This is a genomic window from Frigoribacterium sp. MEB024, assembly GCF_000878135.1.
GTDB lineage: Bacteria > Actinomycetota > Actinomycetes > Actinomycetales > Microbacteriaceae > Frigoribacterium.
Genome location: NZ_JXQZ01000036.1, coordinates 1 through 25,321, shown reverse-complemented (window position 1 = coordinate 25,321; position 25,321 = coordinate 1). Strand labels below are relative to the sequence as shown.

The 25,321-nt window shown below is 73.2% G+C and carries 30 protein-coding genes and 1 pseudogene; 17 read left to right on the top strand and 14 right to left on the bottom strand.

The features are described from left to right. Together SZ60_RS17470 and SZ60_RS17465 are read left to right on the top strand one after the other, a co-directional pair. The coding region (locus tag SZ60_RS17470; RefSeq protein WP_197073534.1) for a hypothetical protein at positions 1-1,071 on the top strand (1,071 nt) is incomplete at its 5' end. Beyond that, on the top strand, positions 1,068-2,651 hold the full coding sequence (locus SZ60_RS17465) for a glycosyltransferase family 2 protein (RefSeq protein WP_231567094.1): 1,584 nt from the start codon (positions 1,068-1,070) through the stop codon (positions 2,649-2,651). The genes SZ60_RS17470 and SZ60_RS17465, both read left to right, overlap by 4 nt. Before the next feature lie 102 nt (positions 2,652-2,753). Here the strand turns inward: SZ60_RS17465 and SZ60_RS08745 are convergent, their stop codons facing one another. Next, positions 2,754-3,341: an N-acetyltransferase gene (locus tag SZ60_RS08745; RefSeq protein ID WP_043595191.1), complete on the bottom strand. Its 588-nt coding sequence runs from the start codon at positions 3,339-3,341 to the stop codon at positions 2,754-2,756. A 513-nt stretch (positions 3,342-3,854) separates the two neighbouring features. On the opposite strand from SZ60_RS08745, the gene SZ60_RS17675 reads away from it, so the two are divergent. The 4 genes from SZ60_RS17675 to SZ60_RS08725 are packed head-to-tail and all read left to right on the top strand — an operon-like array spanning position 3,855 to position 5,827. Beyond that, entirely contained in the window at positions 3,855-4,244 is a 390-nt protein-coding gene (locus tag SZ60_RS17675; protein ID WP_231567093.1) for a DUF805 domain-containing protein, read from the top strand. 58 nt (positions 4,245-4,302) lie between these two features. Then, positions 4,303-4,899 (top strand): hypothetical protein, encoded by a 597-nt coding sequence (locus tag SZ60_RS16455; RefSeq protein ID WP_052505266.1) that lies wholly within the window; start codon positions 4,303-4,305, stop codon positions 4,897-4,899. Further along, complete coding sequence (locus tag SZ60_RS16450; protein WP_052505265.1) at positions 4,896-5,249, top strand: hypothetical protein; 354 nt, start codon at positions 4,896-4,898, stop codon at positions 5,247-5,249. The genes SZ60_RS16455 and SZ60_RS16450 overlap by 4 nt, the downstream gene beginning before the upstream one ends. A gap of 50 nt (positions 5,250-5,299) precedes the next feature. Further along, positions 5,300-5,827: a GNAT family N-acetyltransferase gene (locus tag SZ60_RS08725; protein WP_043595190.1), complete on the top strand. Its 528-nt coding sequence runs from the start codon at positions 5,300-5,302 to the stop codon at positions 5,825-5,827. A 578-nt stretch (positions 5,828-6,405) separates the two neighbouring features. On the opposite strand, the gene SZ60_RS08720 is transcribed toward SZ60_RS08725, so the two are convergent. Next, positions 6,406-7,035 carry a maleylpyruvate isomerase N-terminal domain-containing protein gene (locus SZ60_RS08720; RefSeq protein WP_043595189.1) on the bottom strand — a complete coding sequence of 210 codons (630 nt, stop codon included), beginning with the start codon at positions 7,033-7,035 and terminating at the stop codon, positions 6,406-6,408. Between the two features lie 77 nt (positions 7,036-7,112). On the opposite strand from SZ60_RS08720, the gene SZ60_RS08715 reads away from it, so the two are divergent. Together SZ60_RS08715 and SZ60_RS08710 are read left to right on the top strand one after the other, a co-directional pair. Then, the gene (locus SZ60_RS08715) at positions 7,113-7,748 is read left to right on the top strand and encodes an SRPBCC family protein (RefSeq protein ID WP_043595187.1); all 636 of its coding nucleotides are present in this window, start codon (positions 7,113-7,115) and stop codon (positions 7,746-7,748) included. Continuing rightward, the gene (locus SZ60_RS08710; RefSeq protein ID WP_043595185.1) at positions 7,745-8,428 is read left to right on the top strand and encodes a DUF4166 domain-containing protein; all 684 of its coding nucleotides are present in this window, start codon (positions 7,745-7,747) and stop codon (positions 8,426-8,428) included. Before SZ60_RS08715 ends, SZ60_RS08710 begins: the two co-directional genes overlap by 4 nt. 696 nt (positions 8,429-9,124) lie before the next feature. Here SZ60_RS08710 and SZ60_RS08705 read toward each other — a convergent pair. From SZ60_RS08705 to SZ60_RS17190, 3 genes are all read right to left on the bottom strand, one after another. Then, a complete protein-coding gene (locus SZ60_RS08705) occupies positions 9,125-9,811 on the bottom strand; it encodes a DUF6518 family protein (RefSeq protein WP_052505264.1) in 687 nt (228 codons plus the stop codon). Positions 9,812-9,953: 142 nt separating this feature from the next. Next, positions 9,954-10,643 carry a DUF4232 domain-containing protein gene (locus SZ60_RS08700; RefSeq protein WP_043595183.1) on the bottom strand — a complete coding sequence of 230 codons (690 nt, stop codon included), beginning with the start codon at positions 10,641-10,643 and terminating at the stop codon, positions 9,954-9,956. A gap of 144 nt (positions 10,644-10,787) precedes the next feature. Then, the gene (locus SZ60_RS17190; protein WP_123518567.1) at positions 10,788-10,964 is read right to left on the bottom strand and encodes a CsbD family protein; all 177 of its coding nucleotides are present in this window, start codon (positions 10,962-10,964) and stop codon (positions 10,788-10,790) included. 179 nt (positions 10,965-11,143) lie between these two features. On the opposite strand from SZ60_RS17190, the gene SZ60_RS08695 reads away from it, so the two are divergent. Then, complete coding sequence (locus SZ60_RS08695; protein WP_052505263.1) at positions 11,144-12,307, top strand: LysM domain-containing protein; 1,164 nt, start codon at positions 11,144-11,146, stop codon at positions 12,305-12,307. A 38-nt stretch (positions 12,308-12,345) separates the two neighbouring features. Beyond that, positions 12,346-13,059 (top strand): acetyltransferase and hydrolase with the alpha/beta hydrolase fold protein, encoded by a 714-nt coding sequence (locus SZ60_RS08690; protein WP_043595202.1) that lies wholly within the window; start codon positions 12,346-12,348, stop codon positions 13,057-13,059. Here SZ60_RS08690 and SZ60_RS08685 read toward each other — a convergent pair. Further along, on the bottom strand, positions 13,046-14,749 hold the full coding sequence (locus SZ60_RS08685; RefSeq protein WP_043595182.1) for a RecQ family ATP-dependent DNA helicase: 1,704 nt from the start codon (positions 14,747-14,749) through the stop codon (positions 13,046-13,048). The genes SZ60_RS08690 and SZ60_RS08685 overlap by 14 nt on opposite strands. A 238-nt stretch (positions 14,750-14,987) precedes the next feature. Here SZ60_RS08685 and SZ60_RS08680 point away from each other — a divergent pair, with 238 nt between their 5' ends. Further along, positions 14,988-15,185, top strand: a complete 198-nt coding sequence (locus tag SZ60_RS08680) for a hypothetical protein (RefSeq protein WP_052505262.1) — start codon at positions 14,988-14,990, stop codon at positions 15,183-15,185. A 61-nt stretch (positions 15,186-15,246) separates the two neighbouring features. Beyond that, the gene (locus SZ60_RS08675) at positions 15,247-15,477 is read left to right on the top strand and encodes a hypothetical protein (RefSeq protein ID WP_043595180.1); all 231 of its coding nucleotides are present in this window, start codon (positions 15,247-15,249) and stop codon (positions 15,475-15,477) included. Positions 15,478-15,682: 205 nt separating this feature from the next. Here the strand turns inward: SZ60_RS08675 and SZ60_RS08670 are convergent, their stop codons facing one another. The 4 genes from SZ60_RS08670 to SZ60_RS16445 form a co-directional block, all read right to left on the bottom strand. After that, positions 15,683-16,807, bottom strand: coding sequence for an AI-2E family transporter (locus tag SZ60_RS08670; RefSeq protein WP_052505261.1), 1,125 nt, complete (start codon positions 16,805-16,807; stop codon positions 15,683-15,685). Between the two features lie 179 nt (positions 16,808-16,986). Further along, positions 16,987-17,586, bottom strand: coding sequence for a DUF3618 domain-containing protein (locus SZ60_RS08665; protein ID WP_043595179.1), 600 nt, complete (start codon positions 17,584-17,586; stop codon positions 16,987-16,989). Next, positions 17,583-18,017 (bottom strand): phage holin family protein, encoded by a 435-nt coding sequence (locus SZ60_RS08660; RefSeq protein WP_043595197.1) that lies wholly within the window; start codon positions 18,015-18,017, stop codon positions 17,583-17,585. Before SZ60_RS08660 ends, SZ60_RS08665 begins: the two co-directional genes overlap by 4 nt. Then, positions 18,014-19,000, bottom strand: coding sequence for a hypothetical protein (locus SZ60_RS16445; protein WP_052505260.1), 987 nt, complete (start codon positions 18,998-19,000; stop codon positions 18,014-18,016). The genes SZ60_RS08660 and SZ60_RS16445 overlap by 4 nt, the downstream gene beginning before the upstream one ends. Before the next feature lie 473 nt (positions 19,001-19,473). Between SZ60_RS16445 and SZ60_RS08650 the strand changes: the two genes are divergently transcribed. Both SZ60_RS08650 and SZ60_RS08645 read left to right on the top strand, forming a co-directional pair. Next, on the top strand, positions 19,474-20,190 hold the full coding sequence (locus SZ60_RS08650; protein WP_043595177.1) for a DUF2382 domain-containing protein: 717 nt from the start codon (positions 19,474-19,476) through the stop codon (positions 20,188-20,190). 71 nt (positions 20,191-20,261) lie between these two features. Beyond that, a complete protein-coding gene (locus tag SZ60_RS08645; protein ID WP_197073533.1) occupies positions 20,262-20,645 on the top strand; it encodes a DUF2382 domain-containing protein in 384 nt (127 codons plus the stop codon). A gap of 137 nt (positions 20,646-20,782) precedes the next feature. On the opposite strand, the gene SZ60_RS17185 is transcribed toward SZ60_RS08645, so the two are convergent. Genes SZ60_RS17185 through SZ60_RS08635 form a run of 3 tightly spaced genes read right to left on the bottom strand, consistent with a single transcriptional unit; the run spans position 20,783 to position 22,429 of the window. Beyond that, positions 20,783-20,938, bottom strand: coding sequence for a hypothetical protein (locus SZ60_RS17185; protein WP_156155551.1), 156 nt, complete (start codon positions 20,936-20,938; stop codon positions 20,783-20,785). 37 nt (positions 20,939-20,975) lie between these two features. Next, on the bottom strand, positions 20,976-21,266 hold the full coding sequence (locus tag SZ60_RS08640) for a hypothetical protein (protein ID WP_043595176.1): 291 nt from the start codon (positions 21,264-21,266) through the stop codon (positions 20,976-20,978). Between the two features lie 2 nt (positions 21,267-21,268). Then, positions 21,269-22,429: an inorganic phosphate transporter gene (locus tag SZ60_RS08635; protein WP_043595175.1), complete on the bottom strand. Its 1,161-nt coding sequence runs from the start codon at positions 22,427-22,429 to the stop codon at positions 21,269-21,271. Positions 22,430-22,732: 303 nt separating this feature from the next. On the opposite strand from SZ60_RS08635, the gene SZ60_RS08630 reads away from it, so the two are divergent. From SZ60_RS08630 to SZ60_RS17790, 3 genes are all read left to right on the top strand, one after another. Further along, entirely contained in the window at positions 22,733-23,416 is a 684-nt protein-coding gene (locus SZ60_RS08630) for a GAF and ANTAR domain-containing protein (RefSeq protein WP_052505258.1), read from the top strand. A 42-nt stretch (positions 23,417-23,458) separates the two neighbouring features. Further along, positions 23,459-24,172: a GAF and ANTAR domain-containing protein gene (locus tag SZ60_RS08625; protein ID WP_043595173.1), complete on the top strand. Its 714-nt coding sequence runs from the start codon at positions 23,459-23,461 to the stop codon at positions 24,170-24,172. A 109-nt stretch (positions 24,173-24,281) separates the two neighbouring features. Continuing rightward, the gene (locus tag SZ60_RS17790) at positions 24,282-24,404 is read left to right on the top strand and encodes a hypothetical protein (RefSeq protein ID WP_255349707.1); all 123 of its coding nucleotides are present in this window, start codon (positions 24,282-24,284) and stop codon (positions 24,402-24,404) included. A 25-nt stretch (positions 24,405-24,429) separates the two neighbouring features. Here SZ60_RS17790 and SZ60_RS17460 read toward each other — a convergent pair. Further along, a pseudogene (locus tag SZ60_RS17460) lies at positions 24,430-25,321 on the bottom strand (hypothetical protein); the annotation flags it as partial.

Sequence of the window (25,321 nt, the reverse complement as noted above, 5' to 3'; positions counted from 1 at the left end):
CACGCTCTACCCCCCGTGGTGGTCACGCACCACGATCCGCAACACGGCGTCGCGACCTACGCGGCCCAGATCGCCGCGACGGTCGAGGCCCGCACCGGGCGGCACCTCGCCCTCGACGTCGCCGACCTGCTCGACGTGCCGGACGACGACTCCGTCGACGTCACCGTGCCCCGGGCGCACCTGCAGTTCACCGACCGGCTCTGGGGCCCTTCTCCGTCGGCGGCGGCCGACGTCGTCGAGCACCTGGCCGACACGACGGCGCTCACCGTCACCCTGCACGACCTGCCCCAGCCGTCGGACGGCGAGCGCAACCTGAGGAGGCGCGGAGAGGCCTACGGTCGCGTGGTCGCCGCCGCACGGGGCGTCGTCGTCAACAGCGAGCACGAGCGCGCCCTCCTGCACGAGTGGGTCGGCTTCGACGGCCCGGTCGAGGTCATCCCCCTGCCGGTCGAACGGCATCCGCTGACGGGCACCCGGCCGGAGCCCGACGGCGACGTGGCGGTCATCGGGTTCTTCTACCCGGGCAAGGGGCACGCCGAGGTCGTGGCGGCCGTGGCCGGACTCGCGGCCGCGCGGCACGACGCCGCCGGCGACCGGGACGGAAGCGGGGCGACGCGACCGGACGCGCGGGCGACGGGCGTCGTGGCGCTGGGCCGCGCCTCCTCGGGTCACGAGGCCGAGCTGCAGCAGCTGGTCGACGAGGCCGTCGGTCTCGGCGTGCCGTTCGGCGCGACGGGCTACCTCGACGACGCGACGCTGCTCGACCGGGCGCGACGCGCGTCGGTGCCCGTGGCGGCGCACCAGCACGTGTCGGCCTCCGGATCGATCGCGACCTGGATCGCGGCCGGGCGACGACCGCTCGTCCCCGACACGAGGTACTCGCGCGAGATGGCGGCGCTGCGGCCGGGCACGCTCACGCTCTACCCCGACGGCGGGCTGGCGGCCGCGATCGCCACGGCCCTGGCCGACCCGGAGTCGACCTGGCTCGACGACGACGCCCGCACCCTGCCCGGCCTCGACGAGGTCGCCGACGCCTACGCGGCGTGGTGGGCCGAGGGGGTGCGCTGGTGAGCCGCGACGCCGGGTCGCCGGTGTCCGACGCGACCGACACCGCGCCTCCTGCGGGCGGGCGGTTCGTCGTCGGCAACGCGTGGGACGCCCTCGACGGGACGTGGCCCGACCTGCCGCCGCTCGTGTCGGTGGTCGTCGTCCACTACCGGCAGCAGGCCGAGCTCGACCGGACGCTGGCGGCGCTCGCGCGTCAGAGCTACCCCGCCGAACGGCTCGAGGTGATCGTCGTCGACGACGGATCGCCGACGCCACCCACCGTGCCCGAAGGGGTGCGACTGATCGTGCAGGAGGACCTCGGGTTCCGGCTCTCGGCCGCCCGCAACGTCGGCGTCGCCGCGTCGTCGGGGTCGGTGCTGTGCTTCGTCGACGCCGACACGTCACCCGAGCCGGACTACGTCCTGCGGCTGACGCGGTTGCCGGCGCTCGTCCCCGAGGCGGTGACGGTCGGACAGCGGAAGCACGCGGACTTCGCGGGCGTGCTGGGTGGTGACGGCGGCGCCGTGCCGGTGTCGGAGCCGGTCGAGGTGGCCGGGCCGGCCCACGAACTCGAGCAGCCGCGCTGGCTGCAGCAGGCGTACGGCTGGTCGGCCGACCTGCTGCACGCCGACGACCGGTCGTACCGCCACCTGATCGGGGCGGTCACCTGCTGCACCCGCTGGTTCTTCGACCAGGTCGGCGGCTTCGACGAGTCGTTCACCAGCTACGGCGGCGAGGACTGGGAGTGGGCACACCGCGCGTGGCTCGCCGGCGGCGTGTTCGCCCACGTGCCGGGCGCCGTGGCGTGGCACGACGGGCCGGACTGGGCGGGGCGGGCGACGGGTGCGGGCGTCGGTTCGGCGGGGTCGGCGGGATCGGCGGGATCGGCGGGCTCAGTGGCCTCGGCGGGCTCGGCGGCCTCGGAGGCCTCGGAGGCTGCTCGCGAGGACGAGGAGGCGCGGCGCCAGGCCGAGAAGAACGGCGAGACCCTGCGCCTCGCCGACCTGATCGCCGTGCGCGGCTCCCGGGGGTTCGGAGTGCGGAGTCGCGCCGTGGACGTCTGCGTCGAACTGGTCGCCGCCGTCGGGACGTCGATCTCGGCCGGTGCGGCGTTCGTGGCGGTGGACAGCGTGCTGGCGGCGATGCCGGACGTGACGGTCGTGGTGCCGGACGACGTGGCACCGGTCTTCGAGGCGGACCAGCGGGTGCGGGGCCGCTCGTCGGCGGCTGCCGCCGCGGCGCGGGGCGGTGCCCGGGTGGTCGTGACGCTCGACGGTGCCGTGCGGGTGCTGCCCGCGGTGGAGGCCGGCGGCTCGCAAGACGCCCGGGTGCAGGCGCTGGCCGCTGCGGCAGGCCTCGGGGACGACGTCGCAGGCGACCTGCGGACGGCGACGGACGCGGTCGGCGTGGGGTCGCTCGGCACCCTCGAGTTGGTGGACCCGTCGGGCCGGGTGCTCGTGACGGTCGAGTCGCGTCGCGCCGCCCTGCGCGCCCGACGCTGGGGGGCGGGCGTCGCGTTCGTCTCGCACCGCGCCTCCGTGGACTGGCTCACGCCCGTGACGGGCGAGCCCAGCGTCGCCGCCTACCTCGGCGGCTGGGGCTGACCGCGGGCTCGCGCGCGCCCGCGTGCCGCGTGCCGCGTCGAGTGGTCCCGTTCCGTCGTTCGTCGACCGACGAGGGACGGTTCGGGACCACTCGACCGTCGCTCAGGGGGCGGGTGCGACCAGGGTGAGCCAGCCCTCGTCGACGACGTAGCCGAGGGAGGCGTTCGTGGCGACGATCGCGGGGTTGTCGGCGGAACCTCCCGTGCGGAAGCTGAGGACGCCGTCGTCGAGGAGGGCCAGCACCGACGCCGCTTTGACCGCTGCGGCGAGACCTCGACCGCGGTGATCGGGGTGGACGACGGTGACGTCCGTCTCGGCGGCGGGACCGTCGAGGTCGACGACGGTCAGGCCGACGAGGCGACCCGTCGACGTGAGGGCACCCCAGGCCCTGCGGGTCGGTCCGGGCGTCGCCGACGACCGGTCGAAGGGCTCGTGCCGTGTGGCCACGCTCCCCGGGTAGTCGTCGAGGGTCTGCGCGTCGAGGGCGAGCACGGCGTCGACGTCGTGCGGACCGAGCTCGCGGATCGTGACGTCGGCGGCCTTGCCGGTGGCGAGGGCGCGAAGGTGGTCGCGGTCGACGTCACCGGTGTGGAGCCGGGCACCGAACGACCGAGCGGCGACGGTCCACCCGTCGCCGAGGAGCGCGGCGGCCTCGGGCGAGTGGTCTCGGAGGACGGCCGGGGTCTGCACGGTCCGATCGTACGACGGGGGCCGTCCTCGGTGCCGGACCGCGCCTCCTGGTCCTCTGGCATGCCGTCGTCGTCCGGAGGGCGGGGCCTGGTGGTGCCTCGGTAGGGTGGCGGGGTCGCGGTGGGCGGCACGGACGAGGGGGATCTCATGACCGACAGGAACGACGGGGCGGACCAGCAGGGCGGGGCGGTGCGACCGTACGGGCAGCAGGCGCAGGGCGGACAGCCCCAGGGTGGGCAGCCTCAGCAGCCGCCCGCCGGGCAGCCGACGCCTTCGCCGTACGGGCAGCAGCCGCCCTACGGGCAGCCGACGCCTTCGCCGTACGGGCAGCAGCCCTCCGGCCACCCGCAGCCGCAGCCCGGGTACGGACAGCCCTCGTACGGACAGCCCTCGTACGGGCAACCCTCGTATGCACAGCCCTCGTACGGACAGCCGCCGCAGGGGTCGCCCTTCGCCCCAGGTGGGCCGGTCCCCCTCTGGGCGCCTCTGTACGGGGCGGGTCCGGTCGTCGCGGTGAAGCGGTTCTTCCAGAAGTACGCCGACTTCACGGGGCGCGCGAGCCGCAGCGAGTACTGGTGGGTGGTCCTCGCGAACACGGTGGTCTGGTTCGTGCTCAGCATCGTCGGGTTCCTCGCGGGCCTCCCGGGGAGCACGACGGACTACGACGGCACCCTCGAGCCCGGACCGGGCTTCATCCCCTTCGGCTTCGTTCTCGCGGTCTTGCTCTTCGGGACGGTCGTCCCGTTCCTCTCCCTCGGAGCGCGGCGACTCCACGACATCGACCTCAGCGGGTGGTTGCTGCTGATCAACCTGTTCCCGTACCTCGGCGCATTCGTCATCTTCATCCTGTCGCTGCTCGGCCCGAAGCCCGGCGGTGCCCGCTTCGACCGACCGAGGGCGTGACGGCACACCAGTCCGAACGCGGTGACGGCGGCGGACGCGTCACGGTAGTTTCTCGACCATGAGCGCTCCCGACGCCCGCGTGCCCGACGACCGACGTGCCCTCGTCCAGCCGGAACTGCGCCCCGGCGAGCGCCTGCTCTGGTCGGGCGGCCCGGACGAGAGCGTGACCTTCGGTCGCAACGACCTGTTCCTCGTGCCGTTCAGCCTGCTGTGGTGCGGGTTCGCGATCTTCTGGGAGGTCTCCGCCCTGCGCGACGGGGCATCGTGGTTCTTCGTCGCCTTCGGTGGGGTCTTCGTGGCGATCGGCCTCTTCTTCGTGGTCGGCCGATTCCTGCTCAAGCGGGCACGGAAGGCGAAGACGGGTTACGCGGTCACCGACCAGCGGTCGTTCCTGGTCGTCGGGTCGACCGTCCACCAGGCGCCGGCGAAGCAGCAGAACCAAGAGGTGTCGTGGTCCCGGGACCGCACCCACGTCAGCGTCGACTGGACCGACTCGATCACGGGCGACACCCCGTTCGGCGCACGGCAGCGTGGCCTGACCAACACGGGCCTCGACGGCGTCATGGCCCCGCTGCCGATGACCTTCGTGGACGTGCGCGACGGCGAGGCGCTGCTGCGCGCGCTCGACGAGGCCGGGCGTCCGGAGGCACGGTGAGGCACGTCGGCGGATTCCGCCGTCGACGAGAGGCGAACGTCGGCGAACCACGCCGCAGCCAGGCCTGGCGGGATCTCGTCGACCGGGTGCTGGTCGAGCTCAACGCCCTCGACCCCTATGGACTGGAGCCCGGCACCGAGGACGGCGCCCCCTGGGACGAGTACGAACTCGAAGCCGTCCCGATGGTGCGTGAACTGATCCTGGCCCGGGGCATCACCGGCGACCAGGTCGACGCGATCTGGACCGCGTGGTTCGGCGAGACGCTGAGCGGTCGCACGGAGCCGGCTCGGTTCGAGGAGTTCCTCGCCCGACTGGATGCCGTGGGGCCGTGGCCTGACGAACACTCGTAGCGCGACGACCACGACGGCGTCGAGGGGCATCTCCGGCGGTACCGTGAACCGTGTCCTCCCACCTCCGCCTGATCGATCCGCGAGACGCCCCCGAGCTGGCACGGGCGTTGACGCGCAACCGTGAGTTCCTGGCCCCCTGGGACCCCGTGCGCGGTGACGCCTACTTCACGCCCGAGGGGCAGCTGTCGGTGATCTCGTCGCTGCTGGCGCAACGGTCACGCGGCGAGGCGCAGCCGTTCGTCATCGTCGACGAGGGTGCCGTGGTGGGCCGGCTGACCCTCAGCGGGATCGCCCGTGGCCCCTTCCGGTCCTGCGACCTCGGCTACTGGCTGTCGGAGGACCGCAACGGGCGCGGCATCATGACGTCGGCCGTCGGCGAGGCCGTCGACTGGGCGTTCGGCGAGGCCGGCCTCCACCGCGTCCAGGCGGGGACGCTCCGCCACAACGTCGCCTCGCAACGGGTTCTCGTGAAGGCCGGCTTCGAGCAGTACGGCATCGCCCCGTCCTACCTCGAGATCGCGGGCCGCTGGCAGGACCACGTCCTCTTCCAGCGGATCGACGACTCGACCGGACGGTGATCCGTCCAGGACAGGCCGAGCCGGTCCCTTCGAGGGTGTGACCCCGCCATCCGTTCGATCCGGACACCCGCCGCGACACCGGCCCGCAGCTGCCGACACCGGCGCCGACCCCCCGTCGGCAAGTCCTGACTCCCGTCGTGGTCGGTCTCGTCCCCCGGTGATCCCGGCACCCCGCCCCAGCACCAGCCCGGAATTGCCGACACCGGCGCCGCCCCCGTCGGCAAGTCCTGACTCCCGTCGCAGCCGCTCCCATCCCCCGGTGATCCCGGCACGCCTCCGCAGCACCAGCCCGGAATTGCCGACACCGGCCCCGCCCCCGGCGGCGAACTCGACATCCGCTCCGACCTCGACGCCTGTCGGCCCACCCCCTTGCACGCGGCACGCGTCCCACCCGAGGTCGGCTAGTCCTGACTCCTGTCGCAGCCGCTCCCCTCCCTCGCGGAAGTCGGCACCCCGCCGCAGCACCAGCCCGGAATTGCCGACACCAGAGCCAGAGGCAGAGCCAGAGCCAGAGCCGGCGGGGCCCGGGGGCGTGGTCGGAAGGGATGACAGGCACCCGCGGCGGACCGCTGGCGCCGTCAGAGCACCGTGTACCGGGCGTCGAGCGCCGAGCGCCCCGTCAGGGCCGTCAGGAGGTGCGGCGCATCATCCGACGGAGCGTCGGCCACGAGGGCGCCGAGCACGACCAGCGCCTGACGAACCGCGGTCTCGGGCGCCTGCCCGTCGAGCCCGCCGGCCGTCCGCAGGTCGCCGGTGTGGACGACGAGCTCGACGACGCGCGTCGGCAGGTACGCCTCGAGCCGCCACTCGCCGACCGGAGTCTCCACCCGTGCGTCCGCGGTCCGTCCGGCCACCATGCCGGTCACCCGTCGCACGACGGTGTCGACGCTCTCGGGCAGGTCGGCACCGAGGTCCCGTCCCGCTTGCCGCCCCCGCTCGGCGACCTCGTCCGGATCGGCGCGGCCGCCCCGGACCGCCCGGTAGTAGTCGACGGAGCGGCGGTCAGAATCCGACGGCCCCGGCCGCAGGTACTGCTCGACCGTGAGCAGGGCCCTCGACGTGTGGCCGACGAGGTCACGACGGCTCCACTCGCCGAGCGCCGTGGCCTCCCAGGGGGCCGGCGGCCGGTCGAGCTCGTGCACCGTCTCGGCGAACCACCGCGCCGCGGCCCCGAACGCGTCGCGGACCGTCCGGAAGTTCTCGTCCATGGGGTGAGCCTAGATCCGGCGACGACCCGCGTTCCGGGGCGTTCCGTCGGCCGCCACCATGCCCTAGCCTCGCCGTCGTGGGGAAACGTCAGATCTACGTCGAGACCGTCATCGACGCCGACCTCGATCGGGTGTGGGCCGCCACGCAGGACCCCGCCCAGCACGTCCGCTGGGACGTCCGCTTCTCGCGCATCACCCCCGGGCCGCCGGACGCCGACGGGTCGACACCGTTCCGCTACGTCCGTCGCACGCCCGTCCACACCGTCGAGGGCACGGGCGTCAGCATCGGCGAGCGCCACGGCCAGGACGGTTCGCGCACGTCCGCCCTGCGCTTCGCGACCGACGACGCCCTCTCACCGATCCGGGCCGGGCGTGGGTACTGGCGCTACCTGCCCACCGCCGACGGACGGACGCGCTTCGTGACCGGCTACGACTACGACTCGGGCTGGGGTCCGCTCGACCTGGTCGTGCGTCCGCTGCTCGGGTGGGCGACGGCGTTCAGCTTCGACCGCCTGCGCCTCTGGCTCGAGACCGGCCGCGAACCCGAGCGGTGGCCGCTCGCCAGCGCCCTCGCGTTCTGGCGTCCGGACCGGCCCCGCGCCTCCCGCACCCTCCGCGCGCCCGCGGGCGGCACGCGGGCGGGCGACCACCTGCAGGAGGCGCCGGTCACCCTGGCCGCGCTGCCCGACCCCGCGAGGCGGTCACCCCGATGACGTCGATCTTCGAGCAGGCCCTCGGCGACGAGTTCGTCCGCCTGCACCCGATGATGCAGCGCCGCTTCGGCGTCGGTCTGGACTCGGGCGAGGCCTGCGTGGGCCGGGGCGTCATGTCGTCGATCCGGCGGGGCCCGTGGTGGACCGTGCCGTTCTTGCAGATCGGGCGGTTGCGCAACATCCTGGTGCCCGACGTCGGTGACGACGTGCCCTTCGTCATCGAGAACTATCCGTACCGCGACGGGCTCGGACGCGAGACCGTCACCTTCGTCCGCTCGTACACCGTGCGGCGCCGCCGGGCGGGCCGACGCCCGGTCCGCTTCGACGCGACGATGGTGCTCGACCGCGGGCGGGTGCTCGACTACCTCGGCACCCACCAGCACCTCGCGGTCGACCTCGACCTGACGGTCGACGACCGCGGCGGCCTCGTGCTCCGCTCGGAGGCGCAGCGCTTCCACGAGGGCCCTGTCTCGTTCCGCTTCCCGATGCTGTTCAGCGGTCGGGCCGAGCTGCACGAGTGGTGGTCCGACGACGACGAGTCGTTCCACGTCGACCTCGAGGTGCACAACCAGCGCTTCGGGTTCCTCTTCGGCTACCGCGGCACCTTCACCTGCGAGTGGGTCGCCGCATCCGACGCGCCGGCCCGGCTGAAGCCGAGACGCACCGAGGCCCGCCTCTAGGCCGCGGGCCGTGCCGGTCGGACCACGTGGCGCAGCGCGGTCGCGAGCCCACCCCGCCCCGCGCCGCCCCGCCCCGCCCCGGGATCGGCGACACCCCCTGTCGGCAAGTCCTGACTCCCGTCACCGCCGCACCCCTCCCACACCGATCACGGCACCCCACCGCCGCACCCGCCAGGAATTGCCGCCACCAGCACCGGCACCGGCACCGGCACCGACGTCGGCACGGACACCGACCCCCGTCGACAAGTCCTGACTCCCGTCACCGCCGCACCCGTCCCACGCCGATCACGGCACCCCACCGCGTCACCGGCCAGGAATTGCCGACACCGCAGCACCTCGACGCCGCGACGCCGCGACGCCGCGACGGCACCGGCACGGCACCGACGTCGGCACGGACGTCGGCACGGACAGCGACCCCCTGTCGGCAAGTCCTGACTCCCGTCACCGCCGCACCCGTCCCACGCCGATCACGGCACCCCACCGCGTCACCGGCCAGGAATTGCCGGCACCGGCACCGGCACCGGCACCGGCACCGGCACCGAACACGGAACGAGACCGGCACCGGCACCGGCATCGGCATCGGCCTCGGCATCGGCATCGGCATCGGCATCGGCATCGGCATCGCACCCGGGCCTCGGCGTCGTCGGCCGGCCCGGAGGGGCGGGTCGAGTCCCGGCGGAGGAACGACCCGGCTGGTCACATCAGCAGGCCAGGGAGGGCCGTGTACGCGACGACGAACACGATCGACAGGGCGACCACCGACCCCGCCGTGACGACGGGCACCCACGTCCGGGCGGACGACCGGGTGCGCATCGTGCCCCAGGCGAGGAACGCCGCGCCGAGGACCACCTGGAGCACCCAGTAGACGGCGCCCGGTCCCTGGTCGAGGACGACGAGCCCGTAGAGCCCCTCCCCCACGAGCACCGTCGAGAGCGGCACGACCGCCAAGGTCCGCCAGGTCGGCGACGACGCACGGAGGAGTGCGGCGCTGACACCGATGACCGGCCCCACGAGGAGCCCGAGGATCGTGAAGACGTTCTGGAACGGCTCGTCGTAGGGGAAGCCGCGCCACCCCGACACGATCCGGTAGCCCTCGACCAGCAGCACGAACGCCACGGCGCCCAGGACGGCCGACAGGGCCGGGCGGGCGCGCACGGCCAGGACGAGCGCGAAGACGAGGACCGACCAGCCACCGGACGAGTTCGCGAACCCTCCGAGCCACTCGGGCAGGAAGCCTTGCGCCGGGCTCGTCAGGCCGCCGAGCACCAGTGCTCCGGCAGCCACCACGGCGACCCGACCGGCGCCGAGGACGATCGTCACGGCCGGGGACCCCTGCCGTCGGGCGGCCTGCATGGTGGGGCGGTCGAGTCGGGTCTCGGTCATGGCAGCTCTCCTTCGAGGAGGTGCCAGCGTACGAACGACCGGCGTCGTCACGCGTCCTCCGCGGGTCGCAGCCCGTGCCCCCCGAGGATGACCTCGCCCACCTCGCCCGTCGAACCGGGACGCCGGCCGGACCCGCGCGCCGTCAGAAGGTGGCGAGCGCGCTGACCGTCATCTGCTGCACCCGGGCGTTCGCACACGCCTCGAAGCTGGACCCCGAGGCGGGCACGAAGATCGACTCGAGCGAGCCGGGCGGGTAGACGCGGAACCCGTCGGTCGCCTGCGGCCGGCACTCCGCTGCGTCGTAGTTCCCCGTCTGGGCGATCTGCACGATCGTCTGCACCTCGGCACCGGGGGCGAGCGTGTGGGCCTCGTGCGGCGACGAGCGATCGAGCGCGGCCGAGGCGCCGATCTGGGTTCCGTTCCCGTCGCCGACGAACGAGACGCCGGGCCAGCCCTGGAGGGTGCACGTGCGCTGACCGCCGTTGGTCAGGATGATGGCGACGCCGTAGCTGCCGGCCGCACCCCCGCCTCCGTCGGCGATCTCGGCGGTGAGCTCGCCCACCGTGCACCGCGAGGAGGCGTCGCCCGGGGCACCGTCGCCCAGGTCGCCACCGCCGCCAGACGCCCCCTCGGGACCCGGCGACGCCGTGGGAGAGGAGGCGCTGGTCGGCGAGTCGGTCGCCGACGAACCGGACGTCGGTGAGGCCGTGACGGTGACGGTGGGGGCCGCCGCCGTCTCGGGGCCGCTCGAGGCCGAACAGCCCGAGAGCACGACGGCGAAGGACGCCACGACGACCGCGGCGGGGGCGAGGGAACGGAACGGACGCTTCATGCCTCCACCGAATCACGCCCGGCTAGGTTTTTGCACACTCTGCACCGTTGGTCGCCCGTTCCCCGGCCTCCGACCGGACGACGAAGGGCCCGACATCCGCGGATGCCGGGCCCTCCGGGGTGCCGACCGAGGTCGACGGAACGATCAGCTCTGGCCGAGGTCGTCCTTGGCCTTCTCGGTCTCGAGACGCTCTTCGCTCATGTGCTGGTCCTTGTGGCCCTGCTTCGTGAGCTCTTCGTCGTCCGTGCGCTTGCCGACGGCCTCTTCGGCCTTGCCGGCGGCCTTCTGGACGAAATCTTTTGCCTTGTCACCAACGGACATGACGTACCTCCTGGTTGTGGGTCGACCGGACTGACCCGGCACGTCTGTGACGGTAGGCCGGGTGTCCGCGGGCCGCCGGGGTTCACAGGCTGTTCCAGGTTCGTACCCGGACCGGGACCGGACCGATCGGTCTCGACCCGACCCACGCCGTCCCCTAGGATCAACGCCGAGGGGGCACCATGGCACGACACGCACCAGGGGCGGGCGGCGACGACGACGTCACGCCCGGTCACGAACTCTTCGCGCCCCGCGCGTCCGACACCGGCGACGCCCCCGCGGCGGAGGTCGCGCCCGACGGCACCGAGCCCCGGCTCGTCGCGTGGTCGCACCGCGGCGCCGCAGGCACGGCCGGTGCCGCGGCATCGGCCGACCCGGCGAGCGCGACCGAGGCCGACGAGGCCGACGACGAACCCGCACCCCGGTCCGGCCGTCGCCGCCTCGCGATCGTCGGTGGCGTCGTCGCCGCCGCGGCCCTCGTCTCCGTCGTCGTGAGCGCGGTCCTCTTCACGAGCGGTTCGGCCCCGCTCGCGGCCGGTGTCCCGACCGAGTCCGCGAGCCCGACCACGGTCGCCCGCACCTCGACGCCCACCCCCAGCGCGACCCCGTCGCCGACGCCGACCGCCCCCGCGACGCCCTCGCCCCGGGCGGCCACCCCGCCGCCGCAGGACGCCGCCGTGCCGGCGCCCTTCATCACCCCGGTCGCGGCCGGCACGGTGGTCGCCGAGGGCGACCTCGCCTCCCCCAAGGGCAGCATCCACCTGCACTACCGCGTGGTGGCCGGGGGCGACGACACCTACGCGACCGAGCTCACGGACGCCACCTCGAGCCTGCCCGTCCCGGTGGGCGTCGCGTTCTACCAGGTGGCCCCGTCCGTCGGCGACGGCGTCACGTACGGCGGCGACGGGGGCGTCGAGCTCGGGGCGTCCGTCACGACTCCGACGGCGGCCTCGGGCAGCTTCGGCTCGATCAGCCAGCCCTCGTACCTCTCGACGCTCGTCGTCCACTCGACCAGCACCTCCTCGGACGTCCCCGTCGAGATCTCGGCCGGCAAGGTGCTCGCCGTCGCCCCGGTCGCGTGGTCGGTGCCGCCGCGGCAGACGAACATCGTCCCGGTCGACTCGGGTGCGGTGGCCTTCGCCTCGGGGGCGCTCGAGGCGACCACGGCGTCCGGGGCCCCCAAGCGGTACACCGTCGCACCCGAGGACCTCATCGACGTCGTCGCCCAGCGCTTCGGCATCTCGGTCTCGGCGCTCCTCTACATGAACCAGGGCCTCCAGGTCATCGACGACGCGCAGCACCTGTTCGAGGGCACGACGCTCGTCCTGGACCCCGACAGCGTCTGACCCGGGACGTCCCGCACGGCGACGCCTAGGGTCGAGTGGTGAGACTCCACCTCGCCCCCGGCCGGCTCGTCCGTCACGCCGTGTGGTGGGTGCAGGACTACGCCTACGCCGCCGTCTGGCAGGTGCGCGCCGTCACGAGTCCGCGAGACCCCGATCGCTACCTCGGCGGCACGGGTCGCCCCGTGCTGGTGATCCCGGGCGTATGGGAGACCTGGTCGTTCCTGCGACCGATGATCGAACGCCTGCACGCCGAGGGCCATCCCGTGCACGTGCTGGACGACCTGCGGTGGAACAGCCGTCCGGTCGAGGTCACCGCGCGCGACGTCGCCGCGTACCTGCTCACCCACGGACTCACCGACGTCGTGATCGTCGCCCACAGCAAGGGCGGCCTGATCGGCAAGTACGTCATGGCGCTGCTCGACGAGACCCGCCGCGTGCGGTCGATGGTGGCCGTCTGCTCGCCGTTCTCGGGGTCGCGCTACGCCACCTGGCTGGTGCTGCCCGCCCTCCGGGCCTTCTCGCCCCGGGACGCGACGACGATGCTGCTCGCCCGCGACGAATCGGTCAACGGCCGCATCACCTCGGTCTTCGGCGAGTTCGATCCGCACATCCCCGAGGGCAGCGAACTGCCCGGCGCCGTGAACGTCCGCCTCCACGCGGGCGGGCACTTCCGGGTGCTGGCCCACCCCCGCACGATCGCGACCGTGCTCGCCGCCGCGGGCGAGCCCGTCGAGCCGGTCAGGCCGGTGTGAGCAGTTCGCGCGCGAGCACGTCGGCGACGGCCAGCACCTTGTAGCCCTCGCTCTCGAAGAACACCGTCATGCGGTCGGCGTCCGTGCTCATCACGGTGCCCTCGCCCCAGGTCGCGTGCACGACGCGGGCGTCGGGCGCGAACGCAGGAGGCGCGGTGTCGGTGACGCCGTCCTGCCCGCCTTCGCGCGCCTCCTGGGGTTCCCCGGCCTTCTCGGCGGCCCGGCAGCCGTCGCAGTTGCCGCAGCGTTCGTGCGACTCCTCGCCGAAGTAGCCGAGCAGGAAGTGCCGTCGGCAGCCGGGAGCCTCGGCGAAGGTGCGCATCATCTCGATGCGCGAGCGCTCGACCCGGTCACGCGTCTCGGCGACCCCGCGCGCCGCCTCGGCCGCGCTGCGGGCGTCGAAGCCGTCGACCGGCTCGAACCCCTTCGACGACTCGGACAGCGCACCGCCCTCGAGCAGCAGGTCGATGAGGCGCGAGACCGTCCGGGCGCCGAGGGCCAGCTGGTCCGACACCTCCGATCGCCGGACCGGCCGGCCCGCGGCCGAGAGCGCGGTGAAGACGCCTCGCAGGTCTGCTCGCCCGGGCAGGCCCGACGCGAAGAACGACCGCAGGGAGAGGTCCTCGGGCCGGTAGTGCAGGGTCGCGGTGGCGGGGTCGCCGTCCCGCCCGGCCCGACCGATCTCCTGGTAGTACGAGTCGAGCGAGTCGGGCACGTCGGCGTGCACGACGAACCGGACGTCGGGCTTGTCGATGCCCATGCCGAACGCGCTCGTCGCCACGACCACGTCGACCTCGCCCGCGTGGAACCGCTCGTGCAGCTCACCCCGCTCGGCCGACCGCTGGCCGCCGTGGTAGCCGACGACGGTGCGGTCGGGGCAGCGCTCGGCGATCGCGGCGGCGTAGTCCTCGGTCGCCTTGCGGGTGGCGACGTAGACGATGCCCGGCGTCGTCGAGGCCGCCACCTGCTCGACCACGGCACGGGCCTTCTCGTCGTCGTCCTCGTGCCGCACGACCTCGAGGGAGAGGTTCGGCCGGTCGAAGCCGTGGCTCAGGACGAGCGGGTCGTCGAGGCGCAGGCGCTCGACGATCTCGTGGCGCACCGGGCCCGACCCGGTCGCCGTCAACGCCAGCACGGTCGGGCCGCCGAGGCGCTCGACGACCTCGCCGAGGTGCAGGTAGTCGGGCCGGAAGTCGTGCCCCCACGACGACACGCAGTGCGCCTCGTCGACGACGACGAGGGCGACCCCGGCGTCGCGCAGGCGGTCGACGGTCTCGTCCCGGGCCAGCTGCTCGGGGGCGAGGAACACGTACGTGACCTCTCCGGCGGCGAGGCGTTCCCAGCCCTCGTCGTTCTCGGCGTCGGTGTGGCCCGAGTTGATGGCGACGGCGGGCGGGGCGTCGGGGCGTCCGACGAGCCCCGCGACCTGGTCCGCCTGCAACGCGATCAGGGGCGAGACGACGACCGTGGGCCCGTCGAGCACGGCGCCGGCCACCTGGTAGATCGCCGATTTGCCGAATCCGGTGGGCATGACCGCGAGGGTGTCCCGGCCGGCGACCACCGCCTCCAGGGCCTCGAGCTGGGCGGGGTGCAGGTCGGTCCAACCGAAGAGGTCGGCGGCGGCACGGGTGATGTCGTCGGTGCGGGCGGTGCTCGTGCGGGTGCGTGCGGGGCGCGTCGTCGTGCTCATGTGGTCCTCGTTCCGGTGGGGCAGAGGTCCATCCCAGGCACGTGCGGGGCGACACGCGCAGGGCTGCCAGGCGATGCCCGGCCCTGCGTACCCCACCCGCCGCGGGTCGCACATGCTACCCCTCGGTGGGCCCGTCGCGCCGCCCGTCGAACCTCCCGCGGATCGGCCCCGCGCCGCCCGTCACGAGCGGAGGCGCGGGTCCAGCCGTCGCGGACCCCGTGGGCGTAGCGTCCGGTGCATGAGCGACGAGAAGCAGACCGAACCCGTCATGGACGGGGCCACCGAGGCGACCGACCACGAGAAGCTGAGTGGCCTGATCGAACAGGTCGAGGCCGACCACGGCGACGAGGGCGCGGCCTCGATGGCCGACCACCTCCGCGACCGCATGGACGAGACCGCGCAGGCCCACGAGAGCCCGGCAGACGCCGAGGAGTGAGTCCCGGGGCTCCATCGCGAGGTGGAGCCCTCCGGCCCCGGTCGTGACCTAGCGTCGAGGGATGTACTCCAACGGCTTCTCCCTCGTCGGCGTCCTCTACCCCGCCTTCTTCGTGGTCGTGTTCGCCCTGGCCGTCACGCTGGGCGTGCTCCTGATCAGGACCCTGCTCTGGGTGATCCGGGCACTCTCCGCCTACACCCGCGAGCATGAGCTGCGCCTCGATCTGCTGCTCGCCGGCGACGACCCCGCCGCGCCTCCGACGCCGGGTGGGTCGGCAGGTCCCGTCGTCTGACACCGGGGAGGCGCGGGTCCCGTCGACCCCCTTCACCTCGCGTTACCGATTGGCTACGCTTCTCGGAGGCCCAGACCCCGCCGACCCCGCCACACCCGTCGTCCGATCGTCCGACGGCAGCTGCCGTGGCGCCGGGGGCTCGGCGACCTGAACCCGCCGGGCTCCCACCCGGCAAGGTCCACCTTCTCTCGTGTCGTCCCGACGGCTAGACGCGTTGCTGCCGCGGCACGACGACCCGCTCGAAGACGACCACCCCGGCCGTCGCGATCGGGATCGCCACGAGGGCACCCAGGACGCCGCCGAGCGCCCCGCCCCCGAAGGCGGCCACGATGACGAGGGCGCCGGGCACCGCCACGGCCTTCGACATCACCCGTGGGGTCAGCACGTAGGCCTCGACCTGCGCGTAGACGAGCAGCACGATGCCGACGACGATCGCGGTGACCGGCGAGACGGTGATCGTGGCGGCGACGATGATCGCGTAGGCCACGACCGTGCCGACCACGGGGATCAGTGCGCCCAGGAAGGCGAGGGTCGCGAAGAGCACGGGCACCGGCCCGCCGGCGATCGTCAGCACGACGAAGACGAACACGGCGTTGACGGCGGCGAGCGCCACCTGCCCGGCGACGTAGCGGCCGACCGACAGGAAGATCTCGTCCGAGATGCTCATGACGTTCTCGCGGTGGCTGCGGGGCACGGCGCGGCTGAGCGAGCGCAGCATCTGCGGAAGGGTGATCGCGAAGTAGAGGGTGAGGATCGCGACCACGATCACCGCGGTGATGGCGTTGGTGATCCCCTGCCCGACGGCGAGCAGGCCACCCCCGAGGGCGAGCAGCTGGTCGGGGTCGAGCAGGTACGAGGTGACGGCCCCGACGGCGTCGTCGACGTCGACGTCGAACCCGACGGTCTCGACGGCCTGCTGCACCCACGGTTGGCGTGACAGGTCCTGCAGGGCACCGGGCGCGGTCTGCACGACGTGCCCGATCTGCTCGATCAGCGCGGGCACCACGGCCGCGACGATGCCCACGACGATCCCGACGACCAGGACGACGGCGACGATCACGCCGACCCACCGCGGGGCGCCGGCGCGGGCGAGGCGTCGGACGACCGGCTCGAAGGCGAGCGCGAGGAAGAACGCCAGCCCGATGTAGACGAGGATCGTCGACAGGGCCATGAGGGCGACGATGATGCCGACGCCGAGTCCCCCGCCGAGCGTCGCGATGAGGCCGAACCGGAAGGCGCCGGGGCGCTGCATCGGGCTGGGGGGTGTGGCGGTCTGCGTGGCCGTACCGGCCGATCGACGCACGAGACGGGCGCGGGGTGACGAGGGCATCCGACCATCCTGACCTGCTCGAGCCGATCCAGGCCACGCCGGTCCCGGTCGGCGGGGGTTCGAGTCGCACGATCGCCCCGTCGGGAGGGAGCTCCGCCGACCGGTCACGTGGGAAGGCCCGCCCCGACTCTCGTCGGGGCGGGCCTTCCTGCGTCCGGGCCGACGCGTGCGGGGTGAGGTCAGGCCCCCTGCACGTTCTCCTTCGACTGCTGGGCGCTGTCCTTCACGTCGCCCGCGGCGCTCGAGGCGTCGTCCTTCACGGTCGAGGCGGCGTCCTGCGCCGTGCCCTTGACCGACGCGAACGCCTCCTGGGCCGGTTCCTTCAGGTTCGACGCCACGTCCTGCGCCGCACCCTTGACCGAGTCGAGAGCCGGGCCCGCCGCCTCCTTGGCGTCGGCGACGAGCTCCTTCTCCTTGTCCGTGGCGGGGATCAGCGACGACACGAGCCAGCCGGCCCCGAAGGCGATCAGGCCGACGGCGAGCGGGTTGCCCTTCGCCTTCCGCACGGCCGCCGACGAGGCGTCCGAGACGCTGCCCGCGGCGTCGTGGCCGGCACCCTGGGTGTTCGAGGCCGCGTCGTGCGCCGCGCCCATGACGGACTCCTTGACGCCCGAGAAGCGGCTCTTCACCTTCTCGGTCTGGCGGTGGGCGATGCTCGACGGGTTCACCTTGTCGGCGAGCGCGTCGACGTCGTCGCTGAGGCCGGCGCGGGTGCGCTCGATCTCGGCGCGGATCTCGTCGGGCGTGCGGCTGCTGCCGTTCTGGTCGGTGGTGCTCATGCGGTGCCTCCAGGCGTCACGGTCTCGGGGATCTTCTTGAGGGAGTCGACCGTCTTCGGTGCCCCCTTGATGCTCTTCAGTTCCTTCCGCCCGCGCAGGAACAGCACGAGGGCGACGATCGCGTAGACGACCGCGACGATCAACGACGACCAGCCGAGGCCGATCAGCTCGCCGAGGCCCCACATGGCGGCCAGCGAGACGAACAGCAGGGCGAAGAGGGCGGTGAGCCCGGCCCCGCCGAACATGCCCGCACCCTTGCCGGCCTTCTTGGCCGACTCGGTCAGCTCGGCCTTGGCCAGCTCGACCTCCTGGCGGAACAGCGTCGAGATGTCGCCGGTCACGCCGGTGAGCAGGTCGCCGAGCGACGTCGTCGCGGCCTTCTCCTCCGGTGCGGGCGGCGTCGACCCGGGCTCGCGGAACGGGTCGCTCACGCGCGCGTCCCCGAGGTGTCGGGCCACGTGGTGGGCACGCCGGCGTCCGGCGTCTGCCCGCCGAAGCCGGGGACGTCGCCCTCGGTGACGACGTCGTACTCACCGGCCACGGGACCGACGTCACCGACGAGACGGCTCGGCGCGGCGGCGGACGCAGGAGGCGCGTGCCGGCTCGCTGCGCCTCCTGCCGTCTCGGTCGTGGCGGCGTGCTCGTCCTTGGCCTCGGCCGTCAGCGACTTCACGACGCGTCCGGCGAGCAGGCCCGAGATCGCGGCGATGGCGATGAAGGTGCCGGGTTTGCGGGCGGCGTACGACTTCACGTCGTCGAGCAGGCTGCCCGGGTCGCGACCCTCGAGCCAGCCGGCGACGCCGTGGGCGCGACCGGACAGGTTGCGGACCAGCTCGCCCGCGACACCGCTGTCGGCCGAGTCGGCCATCGTGCCGAGCTGCTCGCCGACCTGGCGGAGGCCGGCCGCGGCCTTCTCCTGCTGGGCGCCGGCCTGCTCCTTGAGCTCGCCGGTCGCCTGGCCGAAGAGCTGCTTGGCCTGGCCGGTGGCCTCGGAGGCGACCTTCGAGGCCTGCTCCTTGGCGCTGCCGGCGACGTGAGAGGCCGCGGACTTCGCGTCGTCCGCGACGCCGGCCGCCTCGTCCTTCGCGGCGCCGGCCTTGGCCTTCGCGGTGTCCGTGGCGCCGGAACCGGCGTCGGCGCCCGAGCCGATGCCGGTGCCGGTGCCGGTGCCGGCGTGGTCGTGCCCGAGGTGCTCCTCGACGACCGGGGCCGCCGTCGCGCTGAAATCGCTCGCCGTCGCGTCGGGGTCGGTGATGTCGGCATACGCGCCGACCTGGTCGCCCAGGTCGGTCACGGCGTCGTCGCGGCGCAGGTGGTCGTGCCCGGAGGCGGCGCCACGAAGCGGCTGCCCCTCGGAGGTGGTGTCGTAGACCGGGGTGGACGGGTCTCCGTCGTACCGCTTGTCGTCGCTCATGTCGTGCCTCTCGGATCGTCGGCGATCGTCCGGGTGACGGTCGCGATCGGGGTCGGACCTGTCACCCTGTCCCCCTCCCGGGGGGCTGCGACCGCACATGATGAGAACGTCTCAGGGGGTTGACTTGTGCGACCGCGAGGGGTCACGCGCGCCCGAACCGCGAGGGCTCGCGGAGGGCGACCCGGAGGAAAGCCCCACGATCGAACAGCACGTCGTCCGAGACGGTCACGAACGGGAGGCGCGGCGTACGTTCCACGGGGACCGGCACGTGGCCGTCGCGCCACCCGCGTCCGAAGGAACGACATCGAGCCCGCGAGCGTCCTCCCCGACCTCCTCCCCCACGCACGGCATCCAGCGTCCCCCCCCGAAGGGCGACGGCCGCGTCGGCATGCGTCCGTCGTCCTCTGCGACGACCGGTCAGCCACACCATGAGCCCGGGCACCCCGCCCGGTCCTCGACCCGTGAGGAACACCATGATCAGCACCACCCAGCTCGACGCCCTGCTCGCCGGCGGCGGCGACGTCATCGACCAGGACGGCAAGAAGATCGGCGGCATCGGCCAGGTCTACCTCGACGACCAGGGCGGCGAGCCCGCCTGGGTCACCGTCACGACCGGACTCTTCGGCACGGGCGAGTCGTTCGCGCCCCTGGCCGAGGCCACCGTCCAGGGCGACGACGTCCACGTGCCCGTCACGAAGGCCATGGTCAAGGACGCGCCGCACAGCGACGACGCCGACGGTCACCTCTCGCCCGACCAGGAGTCGGACCTGTTCCGTTACTACCACCTCGACGGTGACGGGGTCGAGACGCCGCTCTTCGACCAGGACTCCGACACGAACGCCGTCGACCTCGACGCCGGCACGAGCGGTACGACGGCCGACTCGGTCACCGGAACAGGTGCCGGCCACGACACGTCGGGCCCCGACACCGACGACGCCATGACCCGCAGTGAGGAGCGCCTGCACGTCGGCACCGAGACCACCGTCGCCGGTCGCGCGCGCCTCCGCAAGTACGTCGTGTCCGAGCAGGTCACCGAGACCGTGCCCGTCGAGCGCGTCCAGCTCGGCACCGAAACCGTCACCGAGCAGCAACAGGTCACGGAAGAGGTCCGCCACGAAGAGATCGACCTCGACGGCGACGACACCTCCCCCGACGACACCTCCCCCGACGGCACCTCCCCGCACCGATGATCTCCGGCACCGTCGGCCCGGTGGACCCGCATCCGGCTGCCGGTCCGGCCGGTCGCGTCGAGGGGCCGACGGTGCCCACCCCCGCGTCCGCGAGGGTGCTGCTCTCGGCGGAACGCGCGCGCCTCACGACGGTCGCCGTCCCGGTCGAGCGGGTGCGCCTCCGGAAGGTCGTCGTCTCGCGCGAGGAGACGATCACGGTGACCGTCCGCCGCGAAGAGCTCCGGATCGTCCGCGAGGACGTGGCCCCGGGCGAGGCATCACCCACGGAGTCGTCCGCGATGCCGTTCGAGGTCGTCCTGCACGAGGAGCGCCTGGACGTGGACCGTGTCGTCGTGCCCGTCGAACGCGTCCGCGTGTCCGTCGACCGGATCGTCGAGGACGTCGACGTCTCCACCACCCTCCGGCACGAACGCGTCGACGTGACGCGCGAACCAGCCGGCCGACCATTCCTCTGAACCGCCCACCCATCCCCCTCGAGGAGAACACCGTGCTCCACCGCGGCTGAATCCGTCCCGTCGAGAAGACAGGACATGCCGCCCACGTTCGCACGTGAGCGGCATGTCGTGACGTGTCGGGGCCGGAGCCCGGTCGACTAGCCGTCCTTGCCGTCCGAGACCTCGCTGTCGTCGCTCTGCTCGGAGTCGTCGACGAGGCCCTGCTTCGACCCGTCGGCCAGGTCTTCGGTGTACTTCTTGTCGTCCTCGGTGATGTCGGTCGAGCCGTCGGGGATGCCGTTGTCGTTGGTCATGCCCGCACGCTACTCGCCGAGCCCGCCGTCCGGACCGTCAGTGGAACTGGGGAACGATCATCCACAGTCCGAAGAGCACGGCAGCCGTCCCCACGGCGAAACACAGCCCGCCGGCGACCGTCGCCGCCAACGGCCTCGATCGACTCGCGCTCGCGCCGGCGCTCGCGCCAGCGCCCGCGGCGACGACCCCGGACCCGCCGTCGGACTCGACGGCGCCGTCGGCGAACAGACGGATGCCCAGCGCGAACGAGGTGACGATGACGGCGGTGGCGGCGAGTGCGGTCGCGAACACCACCACGAAGGCGCCCCAGTCGACTCCCAAGAACATGGTCACTCCCCTCGTCCGCGGCTCGCGCCGACCCGTTCGGCGGCCGGGGCCTCGTCGCTGTCGTTGACGGTCTCGTGGGTCACGGGGTGCCGCCGGGCGAGAAGGGCGAAGGCGAGTCCGCCGGCCAGGGCGAGCACCGCGACGACCACCAGGCCCGCCGTGCTCGAACTGGCGAGCCAGGCCGAGACCCCTCCGACCAGAGCGGCGGCCGGCAGGGTCACCAGCCAGGCCGAGGCGATCTTGCCCACGACGCCCCAGTGCACCGTGGCGAGCTTCTTGCCCAGCCCTGCCCCGACGATGGACCCCGACGTCACCTGGGTCGTCGACAGGGCGAACCCGAGGTGGGACGAGATCAGGATGGTCGCGGCCGAGCTCGTCTCGGCCGCGAACCCCTGGGGAGCCTGGACGTCGGTGATCCGCTTGCCCACGGTCCGCATGATGCGCCAGCCTCCGAGATAGGTGCCGAGTGCGATGGCGAGGCCGCAGGCGAGGACCACCCAGAGGGGCGGGGCGGTGCCGGCTCCCTGGTAGCCCGCGGCGATCAGGGTCAGCGTGATGACACCCATCGTCTTCTGGGCGTCGTTCGTGCCGTGGGCCAGCGAGACCAGGGAGGCGCTGACCGTCTGACCGTGCCGGAATCCCGCCGTCGACCCCCGCAGGGTGGCCTGCCGGGTGACCCGGTAGGCCGCGTACGTGGCGACGAGCGCGACCACGCCGGCCACGACGGGCGAGATGAGGGCCGGCAGCACCACCTTCGACAGGACCACGCCGAAGTCGACGGCGCCCACGCCGGCACCGATCACCGCCGCACCGATGAGACCGCCGAAGAGGGCGTGCGACGAGCTGGAGGGCAGCCCGAGGTACCAGGTGGCGAGGTTCCAGATGACGGCACCCACGAGACCCGCGAAGATCATGACCGGTGTCACCTGGACCCCGCCGTCTCCCTCGCGGATGATGCCGTTCGAGACGGTGCTCGCGACCTCGGTCGAGAGGAATGCGCCCACCAGGTTGAGGACGGCCGAGATGAGGACGGCGACCTTCGGCTTCAGGGCGCCGGTGGCGACCGAGGTCGCCATGGCGTTGGCCGTGTCGTGGAAACCGTTCGTGAAGTCGAAGACCAGCGCGATCACGATCACCAGCATCACGGTGACTAACACGTCCATCGGTACCGCCCTCCGAGACGACCGCCGGTCACCGACCGGTGACCGCGGCACGATCGCCCCGCTGCGACGCTAGGCCTCGCGGGCGACGACGAAGATGAACGGCGAAGGAATCTTGCACACCATGCAAATCACCCCGTGGGCATCGGACCCGGCCGCCAGGGGCTCGGTCACGGCTCCGAACCATCCCCCCTCCCCCGGCGTCGACCCACTAGAGTCGTCGCGATGACCTCAGGGTCCTAGTGGAGGAATCCGTGTACCCGTCTCCACCTCGCCCCCCGGCGTCCGACGTGCCGTGGATCAGTCGTGGCTGAGGCGAGCGCCGTCCGGACGGCCGCGGTCTCACTCGCTCGTGCCACCGCACCGGGCACCGACCTGTGCGGCCCGTTCCGCGAGACGTTCGGCGTGACCGGCGCCGCGGTCTCCACGCTCGGCGGTCCTCTCGGCACCGGCACGGTGTGCTCGAGCGACCCCGTGTCGGCGCGCCGGGACGAGATCCAGTTCGACCTCGGCGAGGGCCCCTGCTGGCAGGCGCACGGCACGAACCGTCCGGTGGTCGAGCCAGACCTGGCCACCGCCCCTCCGGAGGCGTGGCCCGCCGCCGCCGCCGCCCTGATCGAGGCCGGCGTCGCGAGCGTCGCCGCCTTCCCGCTCTCGTACGGTCGCCTCGACCTCGGCGCCGTCGACCTCTACAGCGACGAACGCCGCGACCTGACCGACGACGAGGTCGACCAGGCGACGACGCTCGCCTGCATCGCGGGGAAGAGCGTCCTCAGCCGGGCGCTCGACGCGCTCGAGGCCGGGGACGACAGCCTCTTCCCGACCATCTTCCCCCGTGAGGTGCACCAGGCCTCGGGCATGGTCATGGTCCAGCTCGGCGTCAGCGTCGACGAAGCCCTCCTCGTCATCCGCGGCCACGCCTGGTCGAGCGGCCGGGGGCTGCGCGAGATCGCCAGTGAGATCGTGCTGCGGCGCCTCGACTTCTCGTGAGGCAGGCGACGGCCGTCGGCGACACGGCCTAGGCTGACGCCCGTGACCGACCGCGACAGAGAGACCCAGCTCCTGCAGACGTTCGTCACGCTCGCGGACTCGCTCGTGACCGGCTTCGACACCATCGACCTGTTGCAGATGCTGGTCGAGCGCACCACGGCCCTCTTCGACGCCGCGGACGCCGGCATCATCCTCGCCGGCTCGACCGGCGAGCTCGAGGTGATCGCCTCGACCAACGAACGCAGCAAGCTCGTCGGGCTGCTGCAGCTCCGTGCCGGCGAGGGCCCCTGTGTCGAGTCCTACACGACGGGCTCGGTCGTCTCGGTCCCCGACCTCGGCGAGATCGACGATCGCTGGCCGGTCTTCGCCGACCTCGCGCGCGACTCGGGCTACGGGTCGGTCCACGCGATCCCGCTGCGGCTGCGTGACCAGACGCTGGGTTCGCTCAACCTGTTCCGAGAGACGACAGGCGCCCTCAACGAGGACGACGCGACCGCTGCGCAGGCCCTGGCCGACGTCGCGACCATCAGCATCCTGCAAGAGCGCGCGCTCCGCGAGATCGACTCCACGCGCGACCAGTTGCAGCGCGCCCTCGACAGTCGCATCGTGATCGAGCAGGCCAAGGGCGTGGTGTCCTTCACGCAGTCCGTCGACATGGACGTGGCGTTCCAACGCATCCGGAGGCACGCCCGGGCGAACCGCCTCCCGCTGGTCGAGGTCGCGGCCGGCATCGTGGCGCGACGCCTGACCGTCTGACCGGTGCGCTAGGCGCAGCCCCGCGAGGCGCGTACGGTGGGACCCGGCAGCCCCAGTCCCCGGTCGCCGTCCTCTCGCATCTCGCGGAGGCGGCCCGAGTGGAGGCCCCATGCAGCCCGACCCGATGGAACCGATGCCCCGCACCCCGCTCGACGAGACAGCCCCCGACCAACCACCCGGGTGGCCGTCACTCGACACCGACGACCACCTCGAGGACGACCCGGGGCTCTGACGGCGGCCCCTGCCGTCCCGAGATGTCAGGCCGCCGTGCGTGACCGCCGCGATCGGGCCAGCACGAACGGCAACTGCGTCTCGTCGACGACGGGCACCCCGTAACGGAGGGCCTTCCGCACCTTGCCCGACGGGCACGCGACGTCCGCCGCGACGACCAACGACGTCTCGGTCGTGACCGCCGGCCAGACCACGAGCCCGGCCCGCTCGAGCGTCCGCGCGAGGGCGTCCCGCCCCTGGCTGAGCGAACCGGTGAGCGCGACGTGCGCGCCGGGGGCCAGCGGACCCACGTCGGGGCGGGCGAGGGTCGGCGTCCGGGGCGCGGACGGGGCCCCGAGCGACTCGTCGAGGCCCTCGATGACCTCGAACTCGTCGAGCTCGTCGTCGTCCGCCGGCCGGGGCGCGCGCTCGAGCACCGACGGCACCAGGGCCGCGTCTCGTCGGTGCGGAGCGATGCCGAGCATCTCGGCCACCGCGTCCACCTGCCGCCGCTCGTCGTCCGAGAGCACGTCGTGCGCCCAGACGGTCGAGACGAGCGAGGCGAAGTAGCGGTCGTGCAGCACGGCCCGCGCCGACCCGTCGAGGCCGAGCTCCGCGGCCAGGGTCGTCAAGTTGCCCTCTTCAGCCGTCGACAGGTACCCGTGGGACAGGGCCTTGTCGAGCATGGCCGCGTACTGGTCCTGCCGACGACCGAGGTCGAGCCGGGGCAGCAGTTCGGTCGCCCGCTCGAGGAACCTCGGCTCGACGGGCGCCGGCTCGACGGACAGGCCGTACACGTCGCGGTCCAGGTCGAGCCCCACGGGGCCCGTCAGGTGCGTGCTGCCGGTGGGACTCGCCGGGGGCACCGCCGCGGGAGCGCTCGGCGTCACGGCGCCGGACGCCGAGAGGACCGCGCCCGCCGAGGAGACCGGGGCGAGC